The sequence below is a fragment of the Caballeronia concitans genome (assembly GCF_001544615.1).
In the GTDB taxonomy this organism is placed as follows: domain Bacteria; phylum Pseudomonadota; class Gammaproteobacteria; order Burkholderiales; family Burkholderiaceae; genus Caballeronia; species Caballeronia concitans.
Genome location: NZ_FCNV02000001.1, coordinates 1183281 through 1203783, shown reverse-complemented (window position 1 = coordinate 1203783; position 20503 = coordinate 1183281). Strand labels below are relative to the sequence as shown.

The following is a 20503-nucleotide window of genomic DNA, read 5'->3' as shown; positions in this document are numbered from 1 at the left end:
GTGGATGCATCAGCCCGCGTGCACGAGGCGCGCGCGCAGCTCGTCGAGAATCATGCCCGCCGTCGCGATGTTGGTCGCGCACGGCACGTTGTGCACGTCGCAGGCGCGCACAAGCGCGTTGATGTCCGGCTCGTGCGGCTGCGGTGTCATCGGGTCGCGCAGGAAGATCACCACGTCGACCCGGCCCTCCGCCAGTTCCCCGCCGATCTGCAGGTCGCCGCCGTGCGGGCCGGACAGCTTGCGCTCGACGTCCAGCCCGTGCGCCGCCGCGATGCGCGATCCGGTCGTGCCGGTCGCGACGAGCTGGCACTGGGCGAGCGTGTCGACATACTGGCCCGTGAGCGCCACGATGTCGTCCTTTTTCATGTCGTGCGCGATCAGCGCGACGCGTGTGCTCATGGCTCAATAGGTCCCCGGATAAGCGCCGCCATCGATCAGGATGTTCTGCCCGATGATGTAGCCCGCGTGCACGCTGCACAGGAACGCGCAGGTGCGGCCGAATTCGTCCGGATTGCCGAAGCGGCCGGCCGGCAGCGCTTCGGCGCGGCGGGCGCGCACTTCGTCGATGGAAACGTTCTGCGCCTTCGCCTGCGCCTCGAACGTGACGGCGATGCGGTCCGTATCGAACGTGCCGGGCAGCAGATTGTTGATGGTCACGCCCGTCGACGCGACCTTGCGCGCCACGCCCGCGACGAAGCCCGTCAGCCCCGAACGCGCGCCGTTGGAGAGGCCCAGCACGTCGATCGGCGCCTTCACCGACGAACTCGTGATATTCACGATGCGCCCGAAGCCGCGATCGATCATGCCGTCGATGGTCCGCTTGATCAGCTCGATCGGCGTGAGCATGTTCGCTTCGAGCGCCTTGATCCACATGTCGTGCGTGAAGTTGCGGAAATCGCCCGGCGGCGGGCCGCCCGCGTTGTTCACGAGAATATCCGGCTGCGGGCACGCGGCGAGCGCGGCGGCGTGGCCTTCGGGCGTGGTGATGTCGCACGCGACGGCCTGCACGTTCACGCCGTATTTCGAACGGATGCTCGCGGCGGTCGCTTCGAGCGTTTCGGCCGTGCGGGCCGTGATCACCAGATTGACGCCCTCGGCGGCGAGCGCTTCCGCGCAGCCGCGCCCGAGTCCCTTGCTTGCTGCGCACACGAGCGCCGTGCGCCCCGCGATTCCCATATCCATCGTCCTTCCTCCTGTCGTTGTTGCGTGTTCGAATCGTTGGCCCGAAGCGTCGTGCGTTGCGCGCTTCGAAACGCCTCTCGCGCATTCTAGAAGAATCGGGGCAGCAACGTCGGCGTGCGTTGACGGGCAAACCGCGGAAGATTATTCCTAAGCGATGGCGGCCTTTTCGGTAAACTGTCGCCACTGCCTTGTCCGGCGCACCGGTTGCCCACGGCAGAACCATCACCCGAGCAGGACGCGCATTGCGCGAGACCCATGAAACAAGACAGCCGCTTTCCGAATCTCTTCATCCTCAATCACCCGCTGATTCAGCACAAGCTCACCCACATGCGCGACAAGGACACGTCCACGCGCACGTTTCGCGAACTGCTGCGCGAAATCACGCTGCTGATGGGCTACGAGATCACGCGCAACCTGCAACTGACGACCAAACGCGTCGCCACGCCGCTCGTCGAGATCGACGCGCCGGTCATCGCCGGCAAGAAGCTCGCGATCGTGCCGGTGCTGCGCGCGGGCATCGGCATGTCGGACGGCCTGCTCGACCTGATTCCGTCGGCGCGCGTCGGGCATATCGGCGTGTACCGCGCGGACGATCACCGGCCGGTCGAATATCTCGTGCGCCTGCCGCCCGATCTCGAGGAGCGCGTGTTCATTCTCTGCGATCCGATGGTCGCGACGGGCTATTCGGCGGTGCACGCCGTCGACGTGATGAAGCGCCGCAACGTGCTGGACGAGAACATCATCTTCGTCGCGCTCGTGGCGGCGCCGGAAGGCGTGAAGGTGTTCCAGGACGCGCATCCGGGCGTGAAGCTCTACGTGGCGTCGCTCGATTCGCATCTGAACGAGCATGCGTATATCGTCCCCGGACTGGGTGACGCCGGCGATCGCCTGTTCGGCACCAGAAACTGACACACGCGCTTTTCGCTTCTTTTCACTTCTTTCGCCGCCGCACGCCCGTGCGGCGGTTCTGTTTTCATCGCCCAATGAAGCCCGTGGCTGCTGCCGGGGCTTGGGGTCATGATAAAATTTCGGTCTGTTCCTAGCCGGCAAAGCGGGCCTTTAAGCCCTGGCGGCGCGTCATGCAGACGCCTCGCGAAAGACGCGCGCACGCCGCCGCGTCGGCCGGCAAAAATACCGCCGCTCGGCAGCAACGAGGCGCGAACACAGGCGGCGCGGATATTTTCAGCACGCATCACAGCACATTTGGCGCTCGGTTTCTCGCCGCGCGCGACGGAGAAAGGTAATGGCGGGTCATTCGAAATGGGCCAACATCAAGCATAAGAAAGCAGCGGCCGACGCGAAGAAAGGCAAGGTCTGGACGCGCCTCATCAAGGAAATTCAGGTCGCGGCGCGCATGGGCGGCGGCGACATCGACTCGAACCCGCGTCTGCGGCTCGCCGTCGACAAGGCCTACGACGCCAACATGCCGAAGGACAACATCAACCGCGCGATCCAGCGCGGCGTCGGCGGCGTCGATGGCGCGAACTACGAAGAAATCCGTTACGAAGGCTACGGCATCGGCGGCGCGGCGATCATCGTCGACACGATGACGGACAACCGCACCCGCACCGTCGCGGAAGTGCGCCACGCGTTCTCGAAGTTCGGCGGCAACATGGGCACGGACGGCTCGGTGTCGTTCATGTTCGATCACGTCGGGCAGTTCCTGTTCGCGCCCGGCACGCCGGAAGACAAGCTGATGGACGCGGCGCTCGAAGCCGGCGCCGACGACGTCGTGACGAACGAGGACGGCAGCATCGAAGTGATCTGCCCGCCGAACGATTTCCAGAAGGTGAAGGACGCGCTCGAAGCCGCGGGCTTCAAGGCGGAACTCGCCGAAGTGACGATGAAACCGCAGACGGAAGTCGAATTCACCGGCGACGACGCCGTGAAAATGCAAAAGCTGCTCGACGCGCTCGAAAATCTCGACGACGTGCAGGAAGTCTATACAAACGCCGCGATCAACGAGGCGTAACCGCGCGGCAAAGCCGCCTCGCGGCATTGGAATGCCTTTCGCTTGAGGCTTCACGGTTGGGAAGGCGCGTGACGCAGCCGATGTCCGCGCGAGCCGCCTTCGAACCGTCGCGACGCGCCGCCGGACGTCCGGCGCCGTTGTCCTGCCGTGTCTCTCGCGCTCGCTCGTTCGAGCGCCGGCCGGTGCGCCGCCACTGCTTTCACACAGTTTTTCGGGGATTCAAATGAAGTTACTCGTCGTCGGTTCCGGCGGTCGCGAACATGCGCTGGCATGGAAGCTCGCACAGTCGCCTCGCGTGCAGATCGTCTATGTGGCGCCGGGCAACGGCGGCACCGCGCAGGACGAGCGTCTGCGCAACATCGACATCACGGATCCGGCGGAACTCGCCGATTTCGTCGAGAAAGAGCACGTCGCGCTGACGGTCGTGGGACCGGAAACGCCGCTCGCGGCGGGCATCGTCAATCTGTTCCGTTCACGCGGCCTCAAGATTTTCGGGCCGACGAAGGAAGCCGCGCAGCTCGAAAGCTCGAAGGACTTCGCGAAGGCGTTCATGAAGCGCCACAACATTCCGACCGCCGAATACGAGACCTTCACCGACGCCGCCGCCGCGCACGCGTACATCGACGCGAAAGGCGCGCCGATCGTCATCAAGGCGGACGGACTGGCCGCCGGCAAGGGCGTGGTCGTGGCGATGAGCGCGGAAGAAGCGCACGCCGCCGTCGATTCCATGCTCGCCGACAACCAGTTCGGCGATGCCGGCGCGCGCGTCGTGATCGAAGAATTCCTGACGGGCGAGGAAGCCAGCTTCATCGTGATGGTGGACGGCAAGCACGTGCTGCCGCTCGCCTCCAGCCAGGACCACAAGCGCCTGCTCGACGGCGACAAGGGTCCGAACACCGGCGGCATGGGCGCGTACTCGCCCGCGCCCATTGTCACGCCGCAACTGCACGCCCGCGTGATGCGCGAAATCATCCTGCCGACGGTGCGCGGCATGGAGAACGAAGGCATCCGTTATACCGGTTTTCTGTACGCCGGCCTGATGATCGACGCGAACGGCAATCCGAAGACGCTCGAATTCAATTGCCGCATGGGCGACCCCGAAACGCAGCCGATCATGGCGCGTCTCAAGGGAGATTTCTCGAAGGTCGTGGAAATGGCCATCGACGGCAAGCTCGACGGCGCGGAACTTGACTGGGACCGCCGCACGGCGCTCGGCGTAGTGCTCGCCGCGCACAACTATCCGGAAACGCCGCGCAAGGGCGACCGCATCACCGGCATTCCGGCCGAAACGGACAATTCCGTGACGTTCCACGCGGGCACGACGCTCGCTGACGGCAAGCTGACGACGTCCGGCGGACGCGTGCTGTGCGTCGTGGGCCTCGCGGATTCCGTGCGCGGCGCGCAATCCGTGGTCTACGATACAGTCAACCAGATCTCGTTCGACGGCATGCAGTACCGCCGCGACATCGGCTACCGCGCGGTCAACCGCAAGCAGTCCGACCGTCACGGCTGAGGCGCCCCGCAGCTCAACGCGACACCGTGCTGCCGGACCTCGCGTCCGGCAGCGTGTTTCAAGCGCATCATTTACCTACGCGCCAGCCGGCTGGCGCAGTGCATCGATCGATGAGTGAACCGAACCGCAGCGCGGAAAACCAGGCACGACTGGACGCATCGCCCGACATCGCGGCCGTCCGCGATTATCTGACGGGCCTTCAACGCTCCATCGCCGATGCGCTCGGCGCGTTCGACGGCACGCCCTTCGCCACCGACGCCTGGACCCGCGAGCCCGGCGCGCATCTGCGTGGCGGCGGCGTCACGCGCATTCTCGAAGGCGGCGGATTCTTCGAGCGCGGTGGCATCGGTTTCTCGGACGTGCAAGGCGACGCCCTGCCCCCGTCGGCCAGCGCGGCACGTCCGCAGCTCGCGGGACGCGGTTTCGAGGCGATGGGCGTATCGCTCGTCATGCATCCGCGCAATCCGCATTGCCCGACCGTGCACATGAACGTGCGCATGTTGACGGCGGTGAAGGAAGGCGAAGCGCCCGTCTTCTGGTTCGGCGGCGGCATGGATCTCACGCCCATTTATGGCTACGAGGAAGACGCGGTGCTTTTTCATCGTGTGTGCCGGGACGCGCTCGAACCGTTCGGCTCGGACCTGTATCCGCGTTTCAAGACGTGGTGCGACGAGTATTTTTATTTGAAACATCGAAACGAAGCGCGCGGTATCGGCGGCATTTTCTTCGATGATTTCTCCGAGCCCGGTTTCGAGCGCTCGTTTGCGATGATGCGCAGCGTCGGCGATGCGTTCCTGAAAGCATATCTGCCGATCATCGAGCGCCGGCGCGACACGCCGTGGACCGAGCGCGAGCGCGAGTTTCAGGCATACCGGCGCGGCCGATACGTCGAATTCAATCTCGTCTTCGACCGCGGCACGCACTTCGGCCTGCAAAGCGGCGGACGCACCGAGTCCATTCTCATGTCGATGCCGCCCGTCGCCCACTGGCGATACGACTGGCAACCCGAACCCGGCACGCCGGAAGCGCGGCTGTATCGGGATTTTCTGGTGCGCAGGGAATGGCTGTGACCGGCGCGTCGAATCACGCCGCGAACGCAATGTGCGCGAGGCGCGTCGGCTTGCTCGGCGGCACCTTCGATCCGATCCACGCGGGTCATCTCGCGCTCGCGCGGCGCTTCGCCGACCTGTTGCGGCTGACCGAACTCGTGCTGCTTCCTGCGGGCCAGCCGTGGCAGAAAGAAGGCGTATCGGCGCCGCATCATCGGTTGGCGATGACGCGCGCGGCGGCGGCATCGCTCGATCTGGACGGCGCGGAAATCACCGTCGCCACCGATGAAATCGAACGCGACGGCCCCACCTACACCATCGACACGCTCGCTCATTGGCGCGAGCGCGAAGGCGCGGCGGCGTCGATCTCACTTCTGATCGGCGCGGATCAGCTCGTCAAGCTCGATTCGTGGCATCAATGGAAGCGGCTCTTCGACTTCGCGCACGTGTGCGTCGAAACGCGGCCGGGCTTCGGCTTAGGCACGCTGCCCGCCGAAGTCGCGGCGGAAGTCGAAGCGCGCCGCGCATCGGCCGACGTGTTGCGCGCGAGTCCGCATGGACACGTGCTGATCGACGAGACGCTTCTCATCGACGTATCCGCCACGGCGATCCGCGAGGAAGCGCGCCAATCATCGACGGCAGCGGCGAGCCCGGTTTCGGGCGGCGTCCGCGCCCAGGTCCCATCGGCCGTATGGGACTATATTGTTCAACATCACCTGTACCGGACACGGTAAAGACACGGAATTATGGAACTTCAAAAGCTGCAACGCGCGATCATCGACGGTCTCGAAGACGTCAAGGCGCAAGACATCAAGGTGTTCAACACAACCCACCTGACGTCGCTGTTCGACCGCGTGGTCGTGGCGAGCGGGACGTCGAACCGGCAGACCAAGGCGCTCGCGAACAGTGTGCGCGAAAAGGTCAAGGAAGCGGGTGGCGACATCGTCAGCACGGAAGGCGAAGAGATCGGCGAATGGGTGCTGGTCGATTGCGGCGACGCGGTCGTGCACATTCTTCAGCCGGCGCTGCGCCAGTACTACAACCTCGAAGAAGTCTGGGGCGACAAGCCCGTGCGCGTGAAGCTGCAAAAGCCGAACATGTTCGGCGGCGCGCGTGTCACGGATGACGAAGACGAGGACGAAGACGAAGCGCCCGCCGTCAAGCGCCCGGCGCGCAAGACCACGCGCAAGCAGGCGTAACGCGGCGTCTTCATGAAGCTGGTCATCCTTGCCGTCGGACACAAGATGCCCGACTGGATCACGAATGGCTTCGACGAATACGCGAAGCGCATGCCGCCTGAGTTGCGCATCGAGCTGAAGGAGATCAAGCCCGAACAGCGCTCGTCGGGACGCAACGCCGAGAGCGTGATGGCTGCGGAGAGGCAGCGTATCGAAGCCGCTTTGCCGAAGAACGCGCGCGTGATCGCACTCGATGAACGCGGCCGCGACTGGACCACGATGCAACTGGCGAACGCCCTGCCCGGCTGGCAGCAGGACGGACGCGACGTGGCCTTCGTGATCGGCGGCGCGGACGGGCTTGCGCCCGAAGTGAAGGCGCGCGCCGAGATCATGCTGCGCGTGTCGAGCCTGACGCTGCCGCACGGCATGGTGCGCGTGCTGCTCGCCGAACAGCTTTACCGCGCGTGGAGCATCACGCAGAATCACCCCTACCATCGCGCGTGAGCCTTCCCGATAGTTGGACGTCGAGGGCCGCGCACTTCGAATCCCGCTATCCGATGTCCGCTCATTCCACCGCTCATTCCTTCGTTTATCTCGCCTCGCAGAGCCCGCGCCGACAAGAGCTGCTTCGCCAGCTCGGCGTGCGTTACGAACTGCTGCTGCCTCGCCCCGATGAAGACGCCGAAGCGCTCGAAGCCGAGTTGCCAGGCGAACTTGCCGATGCGTATGTCGTGCGCGTGTGCGCGCTGAAGGCGCAGGCCGCGCGCGATCGGCTCGTTACGGGCGGGCATGCCGCCGCACCGATTCTCGTCGCCGATACGACCGTGACCATCGACGGGCTCATTCTCGGGAAGCCCTTGCATGAAGACGATGCCGTCGCAATGCTTGAACGCCTTGTCGGGCGCGAGCATGAGGTGCTGACCGCGATCGCCGTCGTCGATGCAGAGGGCGCGCTGCTCGAACCGGTCCTGTCGCGCTCGACGGTGCGTTTCGCGGCCGTCGAGCGTGCTGCGCTGCAACGCTACGCCGCCACCGGCGAGCCGCTCGGCAAGGCCGGCGCGTACGGCATACAGGGCCGCGCGGCGGAGTTCATCGAGCGAATCGACGGGTCCTATTCGGGTATCATGGGTCTGCCCCTTTGCGAAACCGCAGCACTCTTGCGCGTGGCGCGCGTCGAATTCTAAAAAGGCCATGAACGAAGAAATCCTGATCAACGTCACACCGCAGGAAACCCGCGTCGCACTGGTTCAGCAAGGCGCTGTTCAGGAACTTCATGTGGAGCGCACGCTGTCGCGCGGGCGCGTCGGCAACGTGTATCTCGGCAAGGTCGTGCGCGTGTTGCCGGGGATGCAGTCGGCCTTCATCGATATCGGTCTCGAACGCGCCGCGTTCCTTCATGTCGCCGATATCTGGCATCCGCGCATCGCGGGCGAAGCGCATGGATCGGGCACGCATGTGCCGATCGAAAAGATCGTGTTCGAAGGACAAGCGCTGATGGTGCAGGTCGTGAAGGACCCGATCGGCACGAAGGGCGCGCGGCTATCGACGCAAGTGAGCATTGCCGGGCGCACGCTCGTGTATCTGCCGCAGGAGCCGCATATCGGCATCTCGCAGAAGATCGAGAGCGAAGCGGATCGTGAAGCCGTGCGCGCGCGGCTGACCGCCGTCTTGCCCGCCGACGAGAAAGGCGGCTATATCGTGCGCACGATTGCCGAGGACGCGACGAGCGAAGAGCTTGCCGCCGATGTCGCCTATTTGCGCAAGACGTGGGCGACCATCGTGACGCAGGCGCAGCGCGTGCCGCCCACGACGCTGCTCTATCAGGACTTGAATCTCGCGCAACGCGTGCTGCGCGATTTCGTCAACGACGAAACGACGCGCATTCAGGTGGATTCGCGCGAGACGTATCAGATGCTCGCGGATTTCGCGGCGGAGTTCACGCCGGCGGTGGCGTCGCGGCTGCATCACTACACCGGCGAGCGGCCGCTCTTCGATCTGTACAACATCGAGGCGGAGATTTTGCGGGCGCTGTCGCGGCGCGTGGATCTCAAGTCGGGCGGTTATCTGATGATCGACCAGACCGAAGCGATGACGACCATCGACGTGAATACGGGCGGCTACGTCGGCGCACGCAATTTCGACGACACCATCTTCAAGACGAACCTCGAAGCAGCGCATACCATCGCGCGGCAACTGCGGTTGAGGAATCTCGGCGGGATCATCATCATCGATTTCATCGACATGGAGAATGTCGAGCATCGCGATCAGGTGCTGGGTGAACTCAAGAAGGCGTTGTCGCGCGACCGCACGCGGGTGACGGTCAATGGCTTCTCGCAGCTCGGCCTCGTGGAGATGACGCGCAAGCGCACGCGCGAATCGCTCGCGCACGTGTTGTGCGAGCCGTGCCCGACGTGTCAGGGCAAGGGGCAGGTCAAGACGCCGCGCACCGTGTGCTACGACGTGCTGCGCGAGATCATGCGCGAATCGCGGCAGTTCAATCCGCGCGAGTTTCGCGTGGTGGCTTCGCAGCAGGTCATCGATCTCTTCCTGGAGGAAGAGTCGCAGCATCTGGCGATGCTGATGGACTTCATCGGGAAGCCGGTTTCGTTGCAGGTGGAGTCGAATCTGAGTCAGGAGCAGTACGACATCGTGTTGATGTGATACTGCTCCCGCCTCATCGACTCAAACCGCCCGCGCTTCCTTCGGCGCGGCGCTGATCAGAATGCCGATCAGGAACACGAACAGATTGCCTTCCGTGAAATTCAGCAGCAGCGAGTTCGCGAGGCATCCCAACACGAACGCGAAGAGATAGCCATTGGCGATGTCCCGCGCCGGCTCGGTGAGGCGCTTGCACGCGCGCGCCACGGCGACGAGGAACCACACGAACAGCGCCACGCCGATCAGCCCGAGCTGCACACCCATCAGGAAGAATTCGTTGTGCGGATTGCCCGCCATCGCGGCGCGGCCGCCCGTCTGCATGCTCGCGAGCCGCTCGAACTGCGTGCGCACGCTGCCCACGCCATAGCCCGCAATCGGCCGCTGCGCGATCAGTTCGATACTGCGTCGATAAAATTCGATCCGCACGCCCATCGACGTGTTCTTGTTCTGCGTTTCGTACTGGGTGATCTCCTGCGCCGTATCGGCTAGGCGCGAATTCTTCCCGTGCATCACGAACGCGCCTACGCACACGCACACGATGACCGCCCCGAGGCCCGCGATCCAGCGCGTGCGCGTGTCGTATCGGCGGAACCGGCTCGCGTGCACGACGAGATAAATCGCCAGATACGCGATGGCGACCACCTGTCCCGTGCGGCCCTGCAGCACGAACAGCACGTTGATCATCGCGAGAATCGCGACCGCATATAGCGCCCGGCTCGCACCGGTGTGCTTCACCGACTTCGCAAGCGAAAAAGACAGGCAGACGAGGAACGCCATCATCAGGCCGCCGGAGATGTGGTCCTTGAACACCCAGGGCCGCGTCATCGGGTCCGTGCCGTGTACCGGTCCCACCGCCGTCCAGCCGAGGTAGTTCGTGTAGGTCAGCACCATCGTCAGCACGAGCGACGCGAAGAGGCCCCATATGGCGAGCGTTGCCCAGGGCGCGGATTTATCGTCGGCGAAAACGAGGTAAAGCAGCGGAATGAACAGGAGCTTCCGATACTTCATCAGAAAGTCGGTCGCCTCGTGGATGTCCGGCGACGTGTACGCGAGGCTCGACGTCAGCGCGACGAACAGCACGAGCGCCGCCAGCGCCGCGGGCGAGCTGGCGCGCAGCGATCGCGCCCGCCGCCAGACTTCCGGCGATGTCAGCGCCAGCACCGCGAACACGCCCGAGCCGAGATTCACCGCCGCCGTCGAGATCGGCACGAGGCACAGCGTCAGGACGGCGAACCACCTTGCGAAAACCAATTGGAAGGACTCGGCGCCCGACCGGCCCAGCTTCGAAATAGATGTGACTTGCATTGTGTGATTCCGCTACCCCGTCGCCTCACTTGGCGCTGCGCAAATAAAAATCGGCCCTGGCGCGCAACGCGTCGTCCGAATAGATCGATTCGACGGTGCGCCGCGCTGCTTCCCCAACCGATGCACGCAACGCGCGATCGGCGAGCAACGCGCCGACGAGACGCCGCGCTTCCTCGGTCGTATCGAAGAGAAAGCCGTTCTCGCCGTGACGAATCCATTCAGCATAGCCGCCACGCCGGTGGCAGACGACGGGCAACCCGCACGCCATCGCTTCGAGCACCACGCGGCCGAACGTCTCCACGTGCGCGCCGGTCCGATAATAAAAGACATCGAGCCCGCGCAGGAAGTCGACCGCGGGCATCGCGCCTTCGGGCAATATGCGGATGGCGGGTGCGTCGGCCAGCGCGTCTTCCGCGGCCGCACGCAGCGCCGTCGCGCCCTGCAGACGGATCTCGGCGCCTTCGCCGGCCCAGGCGCGGTAGAGCGCGATGTCTTCGAGATCGTGCTTGTCGGGCGTATCGCGGCTCAGGCGGCCGATCACCGGCCGCGCGTTCGCGGGATGCCGCCGTGGCGCGGGCGAGAACCGGGCGATGTCGATCGGCGACGGCTGCAAGTCGCCATCCACGCCGAGCAGCGTCTTCTGAAACTCCGAAATGAACACGTATTCGGTGCGCGGCCAGCGCAGCATCGGCGGATGCGTCGCGGTCAGCGAGAGCAGCTTCGGATGAAAAGTGTTGAAAACATAGATGAGACGCTGCGGCGCGCGGCACAGATACGGCCACAGCTTGTTGCGCCAGTGCGATCCGACGAATACGAACGTGCCGCCATTGGGACGATGCCCCGCGCCAAGCCCGATCCGCCGAATCCCATGACGACGCGCCAGCTCCGGCGAGCAACGCGACGAAGGCGACCACAGCGTGAGATCGCTGCGATCGCGCAACAGGCGGGCGATGTGCAGCGCTTCCTGCTCGCTGCCGCCGTTTTCATTCATGAATCCGTTGATGAGGTGAATGATCGGCTTGGGCAAGGCGTCGGGCATCTTAGTTGGGGGTAGATGAACGCGTCGGGATTCAACTCGGGCCATGTGGCGTCCGTGCGGACACAACCGGCGCGACGCGCCGATAAACGGCTTCGGTCGCGTCGATGAAGCGCTTGCTCGAAAACTCGCGCACCGCTCGCGCACGCGCGCGGGCGCCGATCGCCGGCAACTGGCTGCGCCCCGTGATGATCGACTCGAGCGTCGCACTCAGCGCCTCCACATCGCGCGGCTCGACGATCCACCCGTCCAGGCCGTCGTCGATGTTCTCGGGCAGGCCGGCATAGCGCGTCACGATCACGGGCTTGGCCATTGCCATCATCTCGCGGCACGCGAACGACACGGTTTCCACCGCATACGAAAGCACGAAGCCCACGTCGAACGTGGCGATAAAGTCCGCCACATTTTCCACGAAGCCGACGACTTGCACATGATCTTTCATGTCCAAAGCGTCGATGCTCTGCCGTTGCTCATCGTTCGGCTCCGTGCCGACCACGACCACGACAACCTGCTCGCGCAATGCGTCAGGAAGCGCGGCCACCGCTGCGATCATGTCCATCGTTCCCTTGTAGGAATCGAAGCCGGTGACGGTGCCGATCACGAGCCGCTTCGCGCGCTCGGGCCCGAGGAGCGCCTTGCGCTGTTCATCGGCGCCCGCAATATCGCGCGGCGCATATCTGCCAAGGTCAATGCCGTTCTTGACCACCGTCACCGGACAATGCGCATACACCGATTGCTGCACGAGTTGCGCGGTCGACTCCGCGACGGCAATGACCGCGTCGGTGGCGCGCATCGCGCGAAGACGTGTCAGGAAATCGCGCTTGATCGCAATCGAGTTGTGCTTCGTAAAAACGATGCGCGGCCGATGCCCCTTCCACCACAACATCACGAGCAGCAGCAGGCGGTGATCCGGCGAGCCGTTGACATGAATCACGTCGAACCGCTGGCGCTGGATCAACGTCCGCAGCGCGCGCCAGGCCGCGCGCATTCGCGGGAAGTCCTTGATCTTCGCGGGGAAGTCCATCGGCAGCACCGTGATGCCCGGCACCGCGCGCGCGTGCTCGATCAGCCGGCTCGTGCCCGGCGCTGCGACAAACATCTGATGCCGCGCAGACAGCGCCTGCGCGATTGCAACGATATACGTGTCATGGCCTCCGCCGCGGCCATCGTGAAAATTAGTCAGAAGTATCTTCAAGAGCGCATGCCTACAGAATCAATGGCCGCAAGCACCTGATCGACGGAAGGCGGATTGCCTTCATCGCCGATCGAAACGCACAGGCCGGGAACATCCACACCAAAGTGCGGCCGGGAGGTCGCACTGAAAATCATCACGGTCGGGCGGCGCAGTTCGCTCGCGAGATGCACGAGGCCCGTATCCGTTCCGACGACGAGCGCCGCCAGCGCAATGTGCTGGGCCATCGCCTCGATCGTCAGTTTCGGCAGCACACGCGCACCCGGCACGCCCTGCGCGATCGCTTCGGCGTCGCGCCGCTCGGCATCCGAGCCCCACGGCAAAAGCGGTGTGACTCCGCGCTCGGCGAGCGCCTTGCCGAGCGCGATCCATCTGTCGAGCGGCCAGCGCTTCTCCGGCTTCGATGTCGCGTGAAAGAGCAAGGCGAACGGCATGTCCTTCGTCACCGGGAGCGGCGCGGCAGGTTTTGGAATGGCGAAGACGCTGGGCGGCGCGGCGTCGATGGAATAGCCGAGCGTGTCGGCGAGCGTCTGGCGCATGCCCCGCCACGCGTTCGCGTCGTGGCGCGGCGCGAAGCGATGCGTATAGGCGAACGCGGCGCCGCGCTCGCCCAAGTTCACGCTCGAGTAGCCGAAGCGCCGCTTCGAGCGCGCGAGGAACGAAATGATCGCGCTCTTGTACACGCCGTGCAGATCGAACACGGCGTCGTAGCGTTCGCGCCGCAAATCGGCAATGGACGCCCAGATCGCCTTCAGATCCTGAAGGTTGCGCGCCTTCTTGAAGCGCCGCAGCGGCGCGCACAGCACGCGCGCGACGCCCGCGTTCCAGCGCGGAATGTCGGCGAAATTCTCGTCGGTCGCCCAGTCGACCTTGAGGCCCGGAAACGCGCGATGCAGGTCACCGACAACTGCCTGCGCCTGAATGACATCGCCCAAAGAACTGACCTTTACTATCAAAACCCGCTTCATTCTGCGATCGCTTGCATGGTGGAAACCGTTCGTTCGACAAAGGCGAGTTTGAAAAGGCAAGCAGCACGAGAAACTCAGGCCGCCTGCTGCTGATACTGAATGCGATGCAAATGCGCGTAAAGACCGCCGAGCCGCAGCAATTCGGCATGACTGCCCTGTTCCGCGATCTTGCCCGCCTCCAGCACGAGGATGCGGTCGGCGCGCTCGATGGTCGACAGCCGGTGCGCGATCACGAGTGTCGTGCGGCCCTTCATCAACGTCTCGAGCGCGGACTGCACGTGACGTTCCGATTCCGAATCCAGCGCCGACGTGGCTTCGTCGAGGATCAGGATCGGCGCGTCCTTGTAGATGGCGCGCGCAATGGCGAGCCGTTGCCGTTGCCCGCCGGACAGGCGCATGCCGTTGCCGCCGATCAGCGTATCGATGCCGTCGGGCATGGAAGCGATGACATCGGCGAGATTGGCGGCGGCGAGCGCGGCCAGCACGCGGTCACGGTCGGGCACGGTGCCGTACGCGACGTTCGCGGCGATCGTGTCGTTGAAGAGCACGACGTCCTGGCTGACCATGGCGATCTGCGCGCGCAGGTCGTGCAGCGCGTATTCGGAGATCGGCACGCCGTCGACGAGCACCTGACCGCCGGCGGGATCAAAGAAGCGCGGCAGCAGGTTCACGAGCGTGGTCTTGCCGCTGCCCGACGGCCCCGCGAGCGCGACCATCTCGCCGGGCGCGACCTTGAACGAGACGTGATCGAGCGTGGCGCGGTCCTGCGTGCCGTAATTGAACGACACGTCCCGGAACTCGATGCGGCCCTCCGCGCGCGTGAGCGAACGTCCGCCGCCGGCCGGCTCGGGCGGTTCGTCGATGAGGCCGAAGATCAGCTCGGCCGCCGTCACGCCGCGCTGCAGCGGCTGGTTCACATCGATCAGATGCTTGAGCGGCGAAATGACGAGCAGCATGGACGTGACGAACGCGACGAAGCCGCCGACCGTCGTCTGGTCGCTCGCCGACTGCAGCACCGCAATGGTCAGCACGATGGCGAGCGCAATCGACGCGAGAAACTGCGTGAGCGGCTGCGCGAGGCCGCCGGACACCTGCATGCGCATCGCGTAGCCGCGCAGCCGGTTGCTCATCTCCGTGAAGCGCCCCATTTCGTACGGTTCGCCGTTATGCACCTTCACGACCTTGTAGCCGCCGACCGTCTCTTCGACGATATACGACAGCTCGTTGGTCAGCATCTGATGCTCGCGATTGAGCCGGCGCAAACGCCGGTTGATCTTCGACACGAGCCAGCCGATGCCCGGCAGAATGACCGCGACAATCAGCGTGAGACGCCAGTTGAGAATGAAGAGATAGCCGAGCAGGAACACGACCGTGAGCGAATCGCGCACGAGCGTCACTACGACGCTGGATAGCACCTGCAGAATCTGGTTCACTTCGAACACGATCGCGTTGATGATCGTGCTCGCGGTCTCGCGCTGGAAGAAGCCCGCGCTCGTGTGGATCATGCGGTCGAACATCTGCAGGCGCAGTTGCAGCAGAATCTTGTTCGACACGTACGAGAGGAAATAGCCGGACGCGTATTGCGCGGCGCCTCGAATCAGCGCGAGGCCGACGACCGCGACAGGCACGAGCCAGCGCGCCTTGTCGCTGCCCTTCGTGCCGAAACCGTGATCGAGCAGCGGCTTGAGCAGCATCGGAATGCCGGCTTCGCTCGCGGCGACGAAGCCCATCGCGAGAAGGCCTAGGAGCACGAAGCCCATGAGCGGCCTGAGGTAAGGCCAAAGCCGCCGTATGACGGCCGTGGACGATGAAGTCTCGCCCGCGCCGATGGTCTTCCTTAGTGTCTGCTTCTCGCTCAAATCGTCCTCTGCGCTGCGTTGTCCCGGCGAACGAACGCGCAGCCGGGGAAAAACCACGCCGGACCGCAAAGCCCGGCGCCACAACAATCCGCCATTCTAAACCGACGGGCACCCGCGACTCACTAGGCGTTGCAGGCGTGAAACGCAACCGATGGTCTTAAAATACGCGCCACGATCCATCCAGCCACGAAGGGCACTGGCCCGACCTTATGACGCACGCAAGCCTCGGCATCGCCCTCATCACGCACAACGCGGCCGCGCGGCTCGCGCAATGCCTCGATTCGGTTTCCTTCGCCGACGATATCGTCGTGATCGACGGCGGCAGCACCGATGCGACCGTGGATATCGCGAAGGCGCACGGCGCGCGCGTGCTGATCGAGCGCGAATGGCCGGGCTTCGGCCCGCAGAAAAACCGCGCCCTCGACGCGCTCGCGACCGACTGGGTGCTTTCCATCGACGCCGACGAAGTCGTCACGCCGGAACTGGCCACGGCAATCCAAGCCGCGATCGCGAATCCGCGCGCCGATGTGTATGCGGTGGACCGGCTCTCGAGCTTCTGCGGCCAATGGATCAGACACAGCGGCTGGTATCCCGACTGGATTCCCCGCCTCTTCAAGCGCGGTTCGGCGCGCTTTTCGAATGATCTCGTGCACGAACGCCTCGTCGTGCAAACCGGTGCGCCCGTCGCGCGGCTCGAAGGCAAGCTGCTGCACTACTCGTACGAAGACTTCGAAACGGTGGCGCGCAAGCTCGATGCCTATTCGACGGCCGGCGCTCGGCAACGCCACGCCGCAGGCAAGCGCGGGAGTCTCGGCATGGCAGTCACGCGCGGGCTATGGGCGTTCTTCAGAACCTACGTGCTGCGGCGCGGTTTTCTCGACGGGCGATCGGGCTTCATGATCGCCGTGTTCAACGCCGAGACCGTGTATTACCGCTTCCTCAAGCTCGCTCATCTGAACGAACGCGGGAATCAATAAACGACCTCGACCTCGCTGCCCGCGAACTCACCGCGTAGCGCCATGATGAGTTCGTCGGTCGGCTTGACGCGCCACGCATCGCCCAGGCGCACTTCGCCTTCGGCGTGCTCGCTGCGATACACGATGCTCACGTTCAGCCCGTTCGGAATCGGCGCGGATTGCCGCGAGCGGCCGTTCTCGCGCGATGGCTGCGCGACGGGCGCCGGAGCCGTCTCCGCGCCCGCCGTGTGCGCTTCGAGCACGCGCTTGAGGCGCAGCGCATCGGCGTTGCCGTTCATCTCCACCTTCACCGACTGCGCATAGCGGCTGCGCGCGCGTTCGAGGTCCATCGCGGTATCGACGGTGAACCGGATGCCGCCCGTGAACGCGTCGTTGCGCGCCTGTCCCTGCACGACGAGCAACTCGTCTTCCTTGAAGAGCGCCTTGTTCGCTTCGAACTGCTCGTTGAAGACGGTCACTTCGCACTGTCCGGAGCCGTCATCGAGATTGACGATCAGCATCTTGCCGCGCTGGGTCATCTGCGTGCGCAGCGACGAAATCACGCCCGCGACGAGTTTGTCGCGCCCTTCCTTCAGTTCGCCGATCTTCTGGCGCACGAAGCGGCGCACTTCGCCCTTGTAGGCATCGAAAAGATGGCCCGACAGATAGAACCCGAGCGCCGTCTTTTCTTCCTGAAGGCGCTTCTTGTCCGACCAAGCGGGTTCATCGACGTATTCGTGTTTCGCGAGCGGCGCGTCGCCCATGTCGAAAAGGCCGGCCTGCATGGCGTTGGCGGCGGCCTGGTCGGCGGCTTCCATCGCCATCGGCACGGACGCGAGCAGTTGCGCGCGGTTCGCGTGGACGGTGTCGAACGCGCCGGCGCGAATCAGCGCTTCCACCGTCCGACGATTCACCACGCGGCGATCGATGCGTTCGCAGAAATCGAAGAGATCGGTAAACGGTCCGTCCTCGCGCGCGCGCAGAATTTCCTCGATCGCGTTCTGGCCGCTCCCCTTCACCGCGCCAAGACCGTAGCGAATGGTGCGCGAGCGCTTGCCGTCGGCTTCCGCGACCGGTTCGAAGCGATACGCCGAGCGATTGATGTCCGGCGGCAGCACGGCCATGCCGTTCGTGATGCAGTCCTCGAAGAGGATCTTCACCTTGTCGGTGTCGTCCATGGCGAGCGACATGTTGGCCGCCATGAATTCAGCCGGATGATGCGCCTTCAGCCACGCCGTGTAATACGCGAGCAGCGCATACGCCGCCGCGTGCGACTTGTTGAAGCCGTAGCCCGCGAACTTCTCCATCAAGTCGAAGATTTCGTCGGACTTCTCGCGCGAGAGACCGTTCTTCGCCGCGCCTTCCGCGAACAATTCGCGATGCTGCGCCATCTCCTCGGGCTTCTTCTTGCCCATCGCGCGACGCAGCAAGTCCGCGCCGCCGAGCGAGTAGCCGCCGATGATCTGCGCCATCTGCATCACCTGCTCCTGATAGACCATGATGCCGTAGGTCTCTTTCAGAACAGGTTCGACGCGCGGATCCGGATACTCGACGATCTCGCGCCCGTGCTTGCGCGCGCAGAAGCTCGGAATCAGGTCCATCGGGCCCGGCCGATACAGCGCCACCAGCGCGATGATGTCCTCGAAGCGGTCCGGCTGCGCGTCTTTCAGCATGCCCTGCATGCCGCGGCTTTCCAGCTGGAACACGGCGACGGTGTTCGCTTTCTTGAGGATGGTGAACGAAGCGGGATCGTCCAGCGGAACCTGCGCGAGGCTCCAGTCCTTCTTCGACGGATCGAGCCGGCGGATATAGCGCTCGGCCCAGTCGAGAATGGTGAGCGTGGTCAGGCCCAGAAAGTCGAACTTGACGAGACCGACGGCTTCCACGTCGTCCTTGTCGTACTGGCTGACGACGCCGCCGTCTTCGCCCTGCGTATAAAGCGGGCAGAAGTCCGTGAGCTTGCCCGGCGCGATCAGCACGCCGCCCGCGTGCATGCCGACGTTGCGCGTCAGCCCTTCCACGCGCTGCGCGAGTTCGAGCAGCTGATGCACTTCGTCTTCGGAATCGAAGCGTTCCTGCAGCGTCGGCTCTTCCTTCATCGCGTCCGCGATGGTCACGTGCTTGCCCGGCTTGAACGGAATCAGCTTGGCGACGCCGTCCGTGAACATGTAGCCGAGATCGAGCACGCGGCCGATGTCGCGCACCGCCGCCTTCGCCGCCATCGTGCCGAACGTCGCGATCTGCGAGACGGCGTCCGCGCCGTACTTGCCCTTCACGTACTGAATGACGCGGTCGCGCCCTTCCTGGCAGAAGTCGATGTCGAAGTCGGGCATCGACACGCGTTCCGGATTCAAGAATCGCTCGAACAGCAGGTTGTAGCGCAGCGGATCGAGATCGGTAATGCCGAGCGCATACGCGACGAGCGAGCCCGCGCCCGAACCGCGCCCCGGGCCGACCGGCACGCCGTTGTTCTTTGCCCACATGATGAAGTCGGCGACGATCAGGAAGTAGCCCGGAAAGCCCATCTTGATGATCGTGCCGCACTCGAATTCGAGGCGCGCGTAGTACGTCTCGCGCTGCGCTTCACGTTCGGCGTCATCGGGATAAAGCTGTTGCAAACGGACTTCCAGCCCTTCCTTCGACAACTGCACGAGGTAGTCGTCGAGCGACATGCCATCGGGCGTCGGGAAAAGCGGCAGCTTCGGCTTGCCGAGTTCGAGCGTGAGATTGCAGCGTTTCGCGATTTCGACGGTATTCGCGAGCGCCGACGGAATGTCCGCGAACAGCGCGCACATTTCCGCTTGCGTGCGGAAAAACTGGTCCTGCGTGAAGCGCTTCTGACGGCGCGGATTCGCGAGGATATCGCCTTCCGAGATGCAGACGCGCGCTTCGTGCGCGGTGAAGTCGTCGGGCGTCATGAACTGCATCGGATGCGTCGCGACGACAGGCAGGCGCAGCTTCGCCGCCAGCGCGACGGCTTCCTGAATATACGCCTGCTCGCCCGGCTGACCGGCGCGTTGCAGCTCGATATAAAACGCGTTCGGAAAAAGTTGCGCCCAGCGCGTGGCGTGACGCTCGGCGCTCGCTTCGTTGCCCGCCGCGAGCGCCATGCCGATATCGCCGCCCTGCGCGCCCGACAGCGCGAGCAGGCCCGTGGCGAGCCCTTCTTCGAGCCATTCGACCATCACTTCCGCGCGCCCGCGATACTGGTTCGTGAGCCAAGCCCGGCTCAGCAATTCGCACAGATTGAGATAGCCGATCTTGTCGCGCACGAGCAAGAGCAGGCGCGAAGGCTTGTCGCGATCAGCGGGATTGGTGATCCAGACATCGCAGCCGGCGATCGGCTTGATGCCCTTGCCGCGTGCTTCCTTGTAGAAGCGCACGAGACCGAAGGCGTTGGCGAGATCGGTGAGCGCGAGCGCGCCCTGACCGTCTTTCGCGGCGGCTTTGACGACGTCGTCCAGCCGCACGATGCCATCGGCGATCGAGAATTCGGAGTGGACGCGGAGATGAACGAAGCGGGGATCTGACATGGGCGACATTGTACATCCGTGCCGTCGCAAAAAAGCCCGCGCGGGCAGCGTTGGCCGAACGGATAAGGCGCTGCCGCACTCTCGAAATTGAGCGGCGACAAG

General features: G+C 64.4%; 18 protein-coding genes. 10 read left to right on the top strand and 8 right to left on the bottom strand.

Annotation, left to right across the window (positions count from 1 at the left end; genetic code table 11):
- Window positions 1-9: 9 nt before the first annotated feature.
- Entirely contained in the window at window positions 10-399 is a 390-nt protein-coding gene (locus tag AWB72_RS05595; RefSeq protein WP_040048832.1) for a methylglyoxal synthase, read from the bottom strand.
- 3 nt (window positions 400-402) lie between these two features.
- Window positions 403-1182 carry an SDR family oxidoreductase gene (locus AWB72_RS05590; protein WP_040048833.1) on the bottom strand — a complete coding sequence of 260 codons (780 nt, stop codon included), beginning with the start codon at window positions 1180-1182 and terminating at the stop codon, window positions 403-405.
- A 255-nt stretch (window positions 1183-1437) separates the two neighbouring features.
- Here AWB72_RS05590 and upp point away from each other — a divergent pair, with 255 nt between their 5' ends.
- The 9 genes from upp to rng all read left to right on the top strand — a co-directional run bounded on the left by upp (window position 1438) and on the right by rng (window position 9555).
- Complete coding sequence (upp, locus tag AWB72_RS05585) at window positions 1438-2091, top strand: uracil phosphoribosyltransferase (protein ID WP_040048834.1); 654 nt, start codon at window positions 1438-1440, stop codon at window positions 2089-2091.
- 334 nt (window positions 2092-2425) lie between these two features.
- A complete protein-coding gene (locus tag AWB72_RS05580) occupies window positions 2426-3154 on the top strand; it encodes a YebC/PmpR family DNA-binding transcriptional regulator (RefSeq protein WP_040048835.1) in 729 nt (242 codons plus the stop codon).
- 223 nt (window positions 3155-3377) lie between these two features.
- Complete coding sequence (gene purD, locus AWB72_RS05575) at window positions 3378-4667, top strand: phosphoribosylamine--glycine ligase (RefSeq protein ID WP_040048836.1); 1290 nt, start codon at window positions 3378-3380, stop codon at window positions 4665-4667.
- Window positions 4668-4777: 110 nt separating this feature from the next.
- Window positions 4778-5737: an oxygen-dependent coproporphyrinogen oxidase gene (gene hemF / locus AWB72_RS05570; protein WP_040048837.1), complete on the top strand. Its 960-nt coding sequence runs from the start codon at window positions 4778-4780 to the stop codon at window positions 5735-5737.
- The gene (locus AWB72_RS05565; RefSeq protein ID WP_084592724.1) at window positions 5728-6450 is read left to right on the top strand and encodes a nicotinate-nucleotide adenylyltransferase; all 723 of its coding nucleotides are present in this window, start codon (window positions 5728-5730) and stop codon (window positions 6448-6450) included. Before hemF ends, AWB72_RS05565 begins: the two co-directional genes overlap by 10 nt.
- Before the next feature lie 12 nt (window positions 6451-6462).
- Complete coding sequence (gene rsfS, locus AWB72_RS05560) at window positions 6463-6915, top strand: ribosome silencing factor (protein WP_040048838.1); 453 nt, start codon at window positions 6463-6465, stop codon at window positions 6913-6915.
- Window positions 6916-6927: 12 nt separating this feature from the next.
- Window positions 6928-7398 carry a 23S rRNA (pseudouridine(1915)-N(3))-methyltransferase RlmH gene (gene rlmH / locus AWB72_RS05555; protein ID WP_040048839.1) on the top strand — a complete coding sequence of 157 codons (471 nt, stop codon included), beginning with the start codon at window positions 6928-6930 and terminating at the stop codon, window positions 7396-7398.
- Window positions 7399-7451: 53 nt separating this feature from the next.
- Window positions 7452-8078: a Maf family protein gene (locus AWB72_RS05550; protein ID WP_040048840.1), complete on the top strand. Its 627-nt coding sequence runs from the start codon at window positions 7452-7454 to the stop codon at window positions 8076-8078.
- A 7-nt stretch (window positions 8079-8085) separates the two neighbouring features.
- Window positions 8086-9555, top strand: coding sequence for a ribonuclease G (rng, locus tag AWB72_RS05545; protein ID WP_040048841.1), 1470 nt, complete (start codon window positions 8086-8088; stop codon window positions 9553-9555).
- Window positions 9556-9576: 21 nt separating this feature from the next.
- Here rng and AWB72_RS05540 read toward each other — a convergent pair whose 3' ends face one another.
- The 5 genes from AWB72_RS05540 to msbA form a co-directional block, all read right to left on the bottom strand.
- Window positions 9577-10857 carry an O-antigen ligase family protein gene (locus tag AWB72_RS05540; protein ID WP_052449699.1) on the bottom strand — a complete coding sequence of 427 codons (1281 nt, stop codon included), beginning with the start codon at window positions 10855-10857 and terminating at the stop codon, window positions 9577-9579.
- A gap of 25 nt (window positions 10858-10882) precedes the next feature.
- On the bottom strand, window positions 10883-11896 hold the full coding sequence (locus AWB72_RS05535; RefSeq protein ID WP_040048842.1) for a glycosyltransferase family 4 protein: 1014 nt from the start codon (window positions 11894-11896) through the stop codon (window positions 10883-10885).
- 31 nt (window positions 11897-11927) lie between these two features.
- Complete coding sequence (locus AWB72_RS05530) at window positions 11928-13088, bottom strand: glycosyltransferase family 4 protein (RefSeq protein WP_052449700.1); 1161 nt, start codon at window positions 13086-13088, stop codon at window positions 11928-11930.
- Entirely contained in the window at window positions 13085-14053 is a 969-nt protein-coding gene (gene waaC / locus AWB72_RS05525; RefSeq protein WP_040048843.1) for a lipopolysaccharide heptosyltransferase I, read from the bottom strand. Before waaC ends, AWB72_RS05530 begins: the two co-directional genes overlap by 4 nt.
- A 74-nt stretch (window positions 14054-14127) precedes the next feature.
- A complete protein-coding gene (gene msbA / locus AWB72_RS05520) occupies window positions 14128-15882 on the bottom strand; it encodes a lipid A export permease/ATP-binding protein MsbA (protein ID WP_374728862.1) in 1755 nt (584 codons plus the stop codon).
- A gap of 239 nt (window positions 15883-16121) precedes the next feature.
- Between msbA and AWB72_RS05515 the strand changes: the two genes are divergently transcribed.
- Window positions 16122-16889, top strand: a complete 768-nt coding sequence (locus AWB72_RS05515; protein ID WP_040048845.1) for a glycosyltransferase family 2 protein — start codon at window positions 16122-16124, stop codon at window positions 16887-16889.
- Here AWB72_RS05515 and dnaE read toward each other — a convergent pair.
- Window positions 16883-20410: a DNA polymerase III subunit alpha gene (gene dnaE / locus AWB72_RS05510; protein WP_040048846.1), complete on the bottom strand. Its 3528-nt coding sequence runs from the start codon at window positions 20408-20410 to the stop codon at window positions 16883-16885. The two genes, AWB72_RS05515 and dnaE, sit on opposite strands and share 7 nt — an antisense overlap.
- Window positions 20411-20503 lie beyond the last annotated feature (93 nt).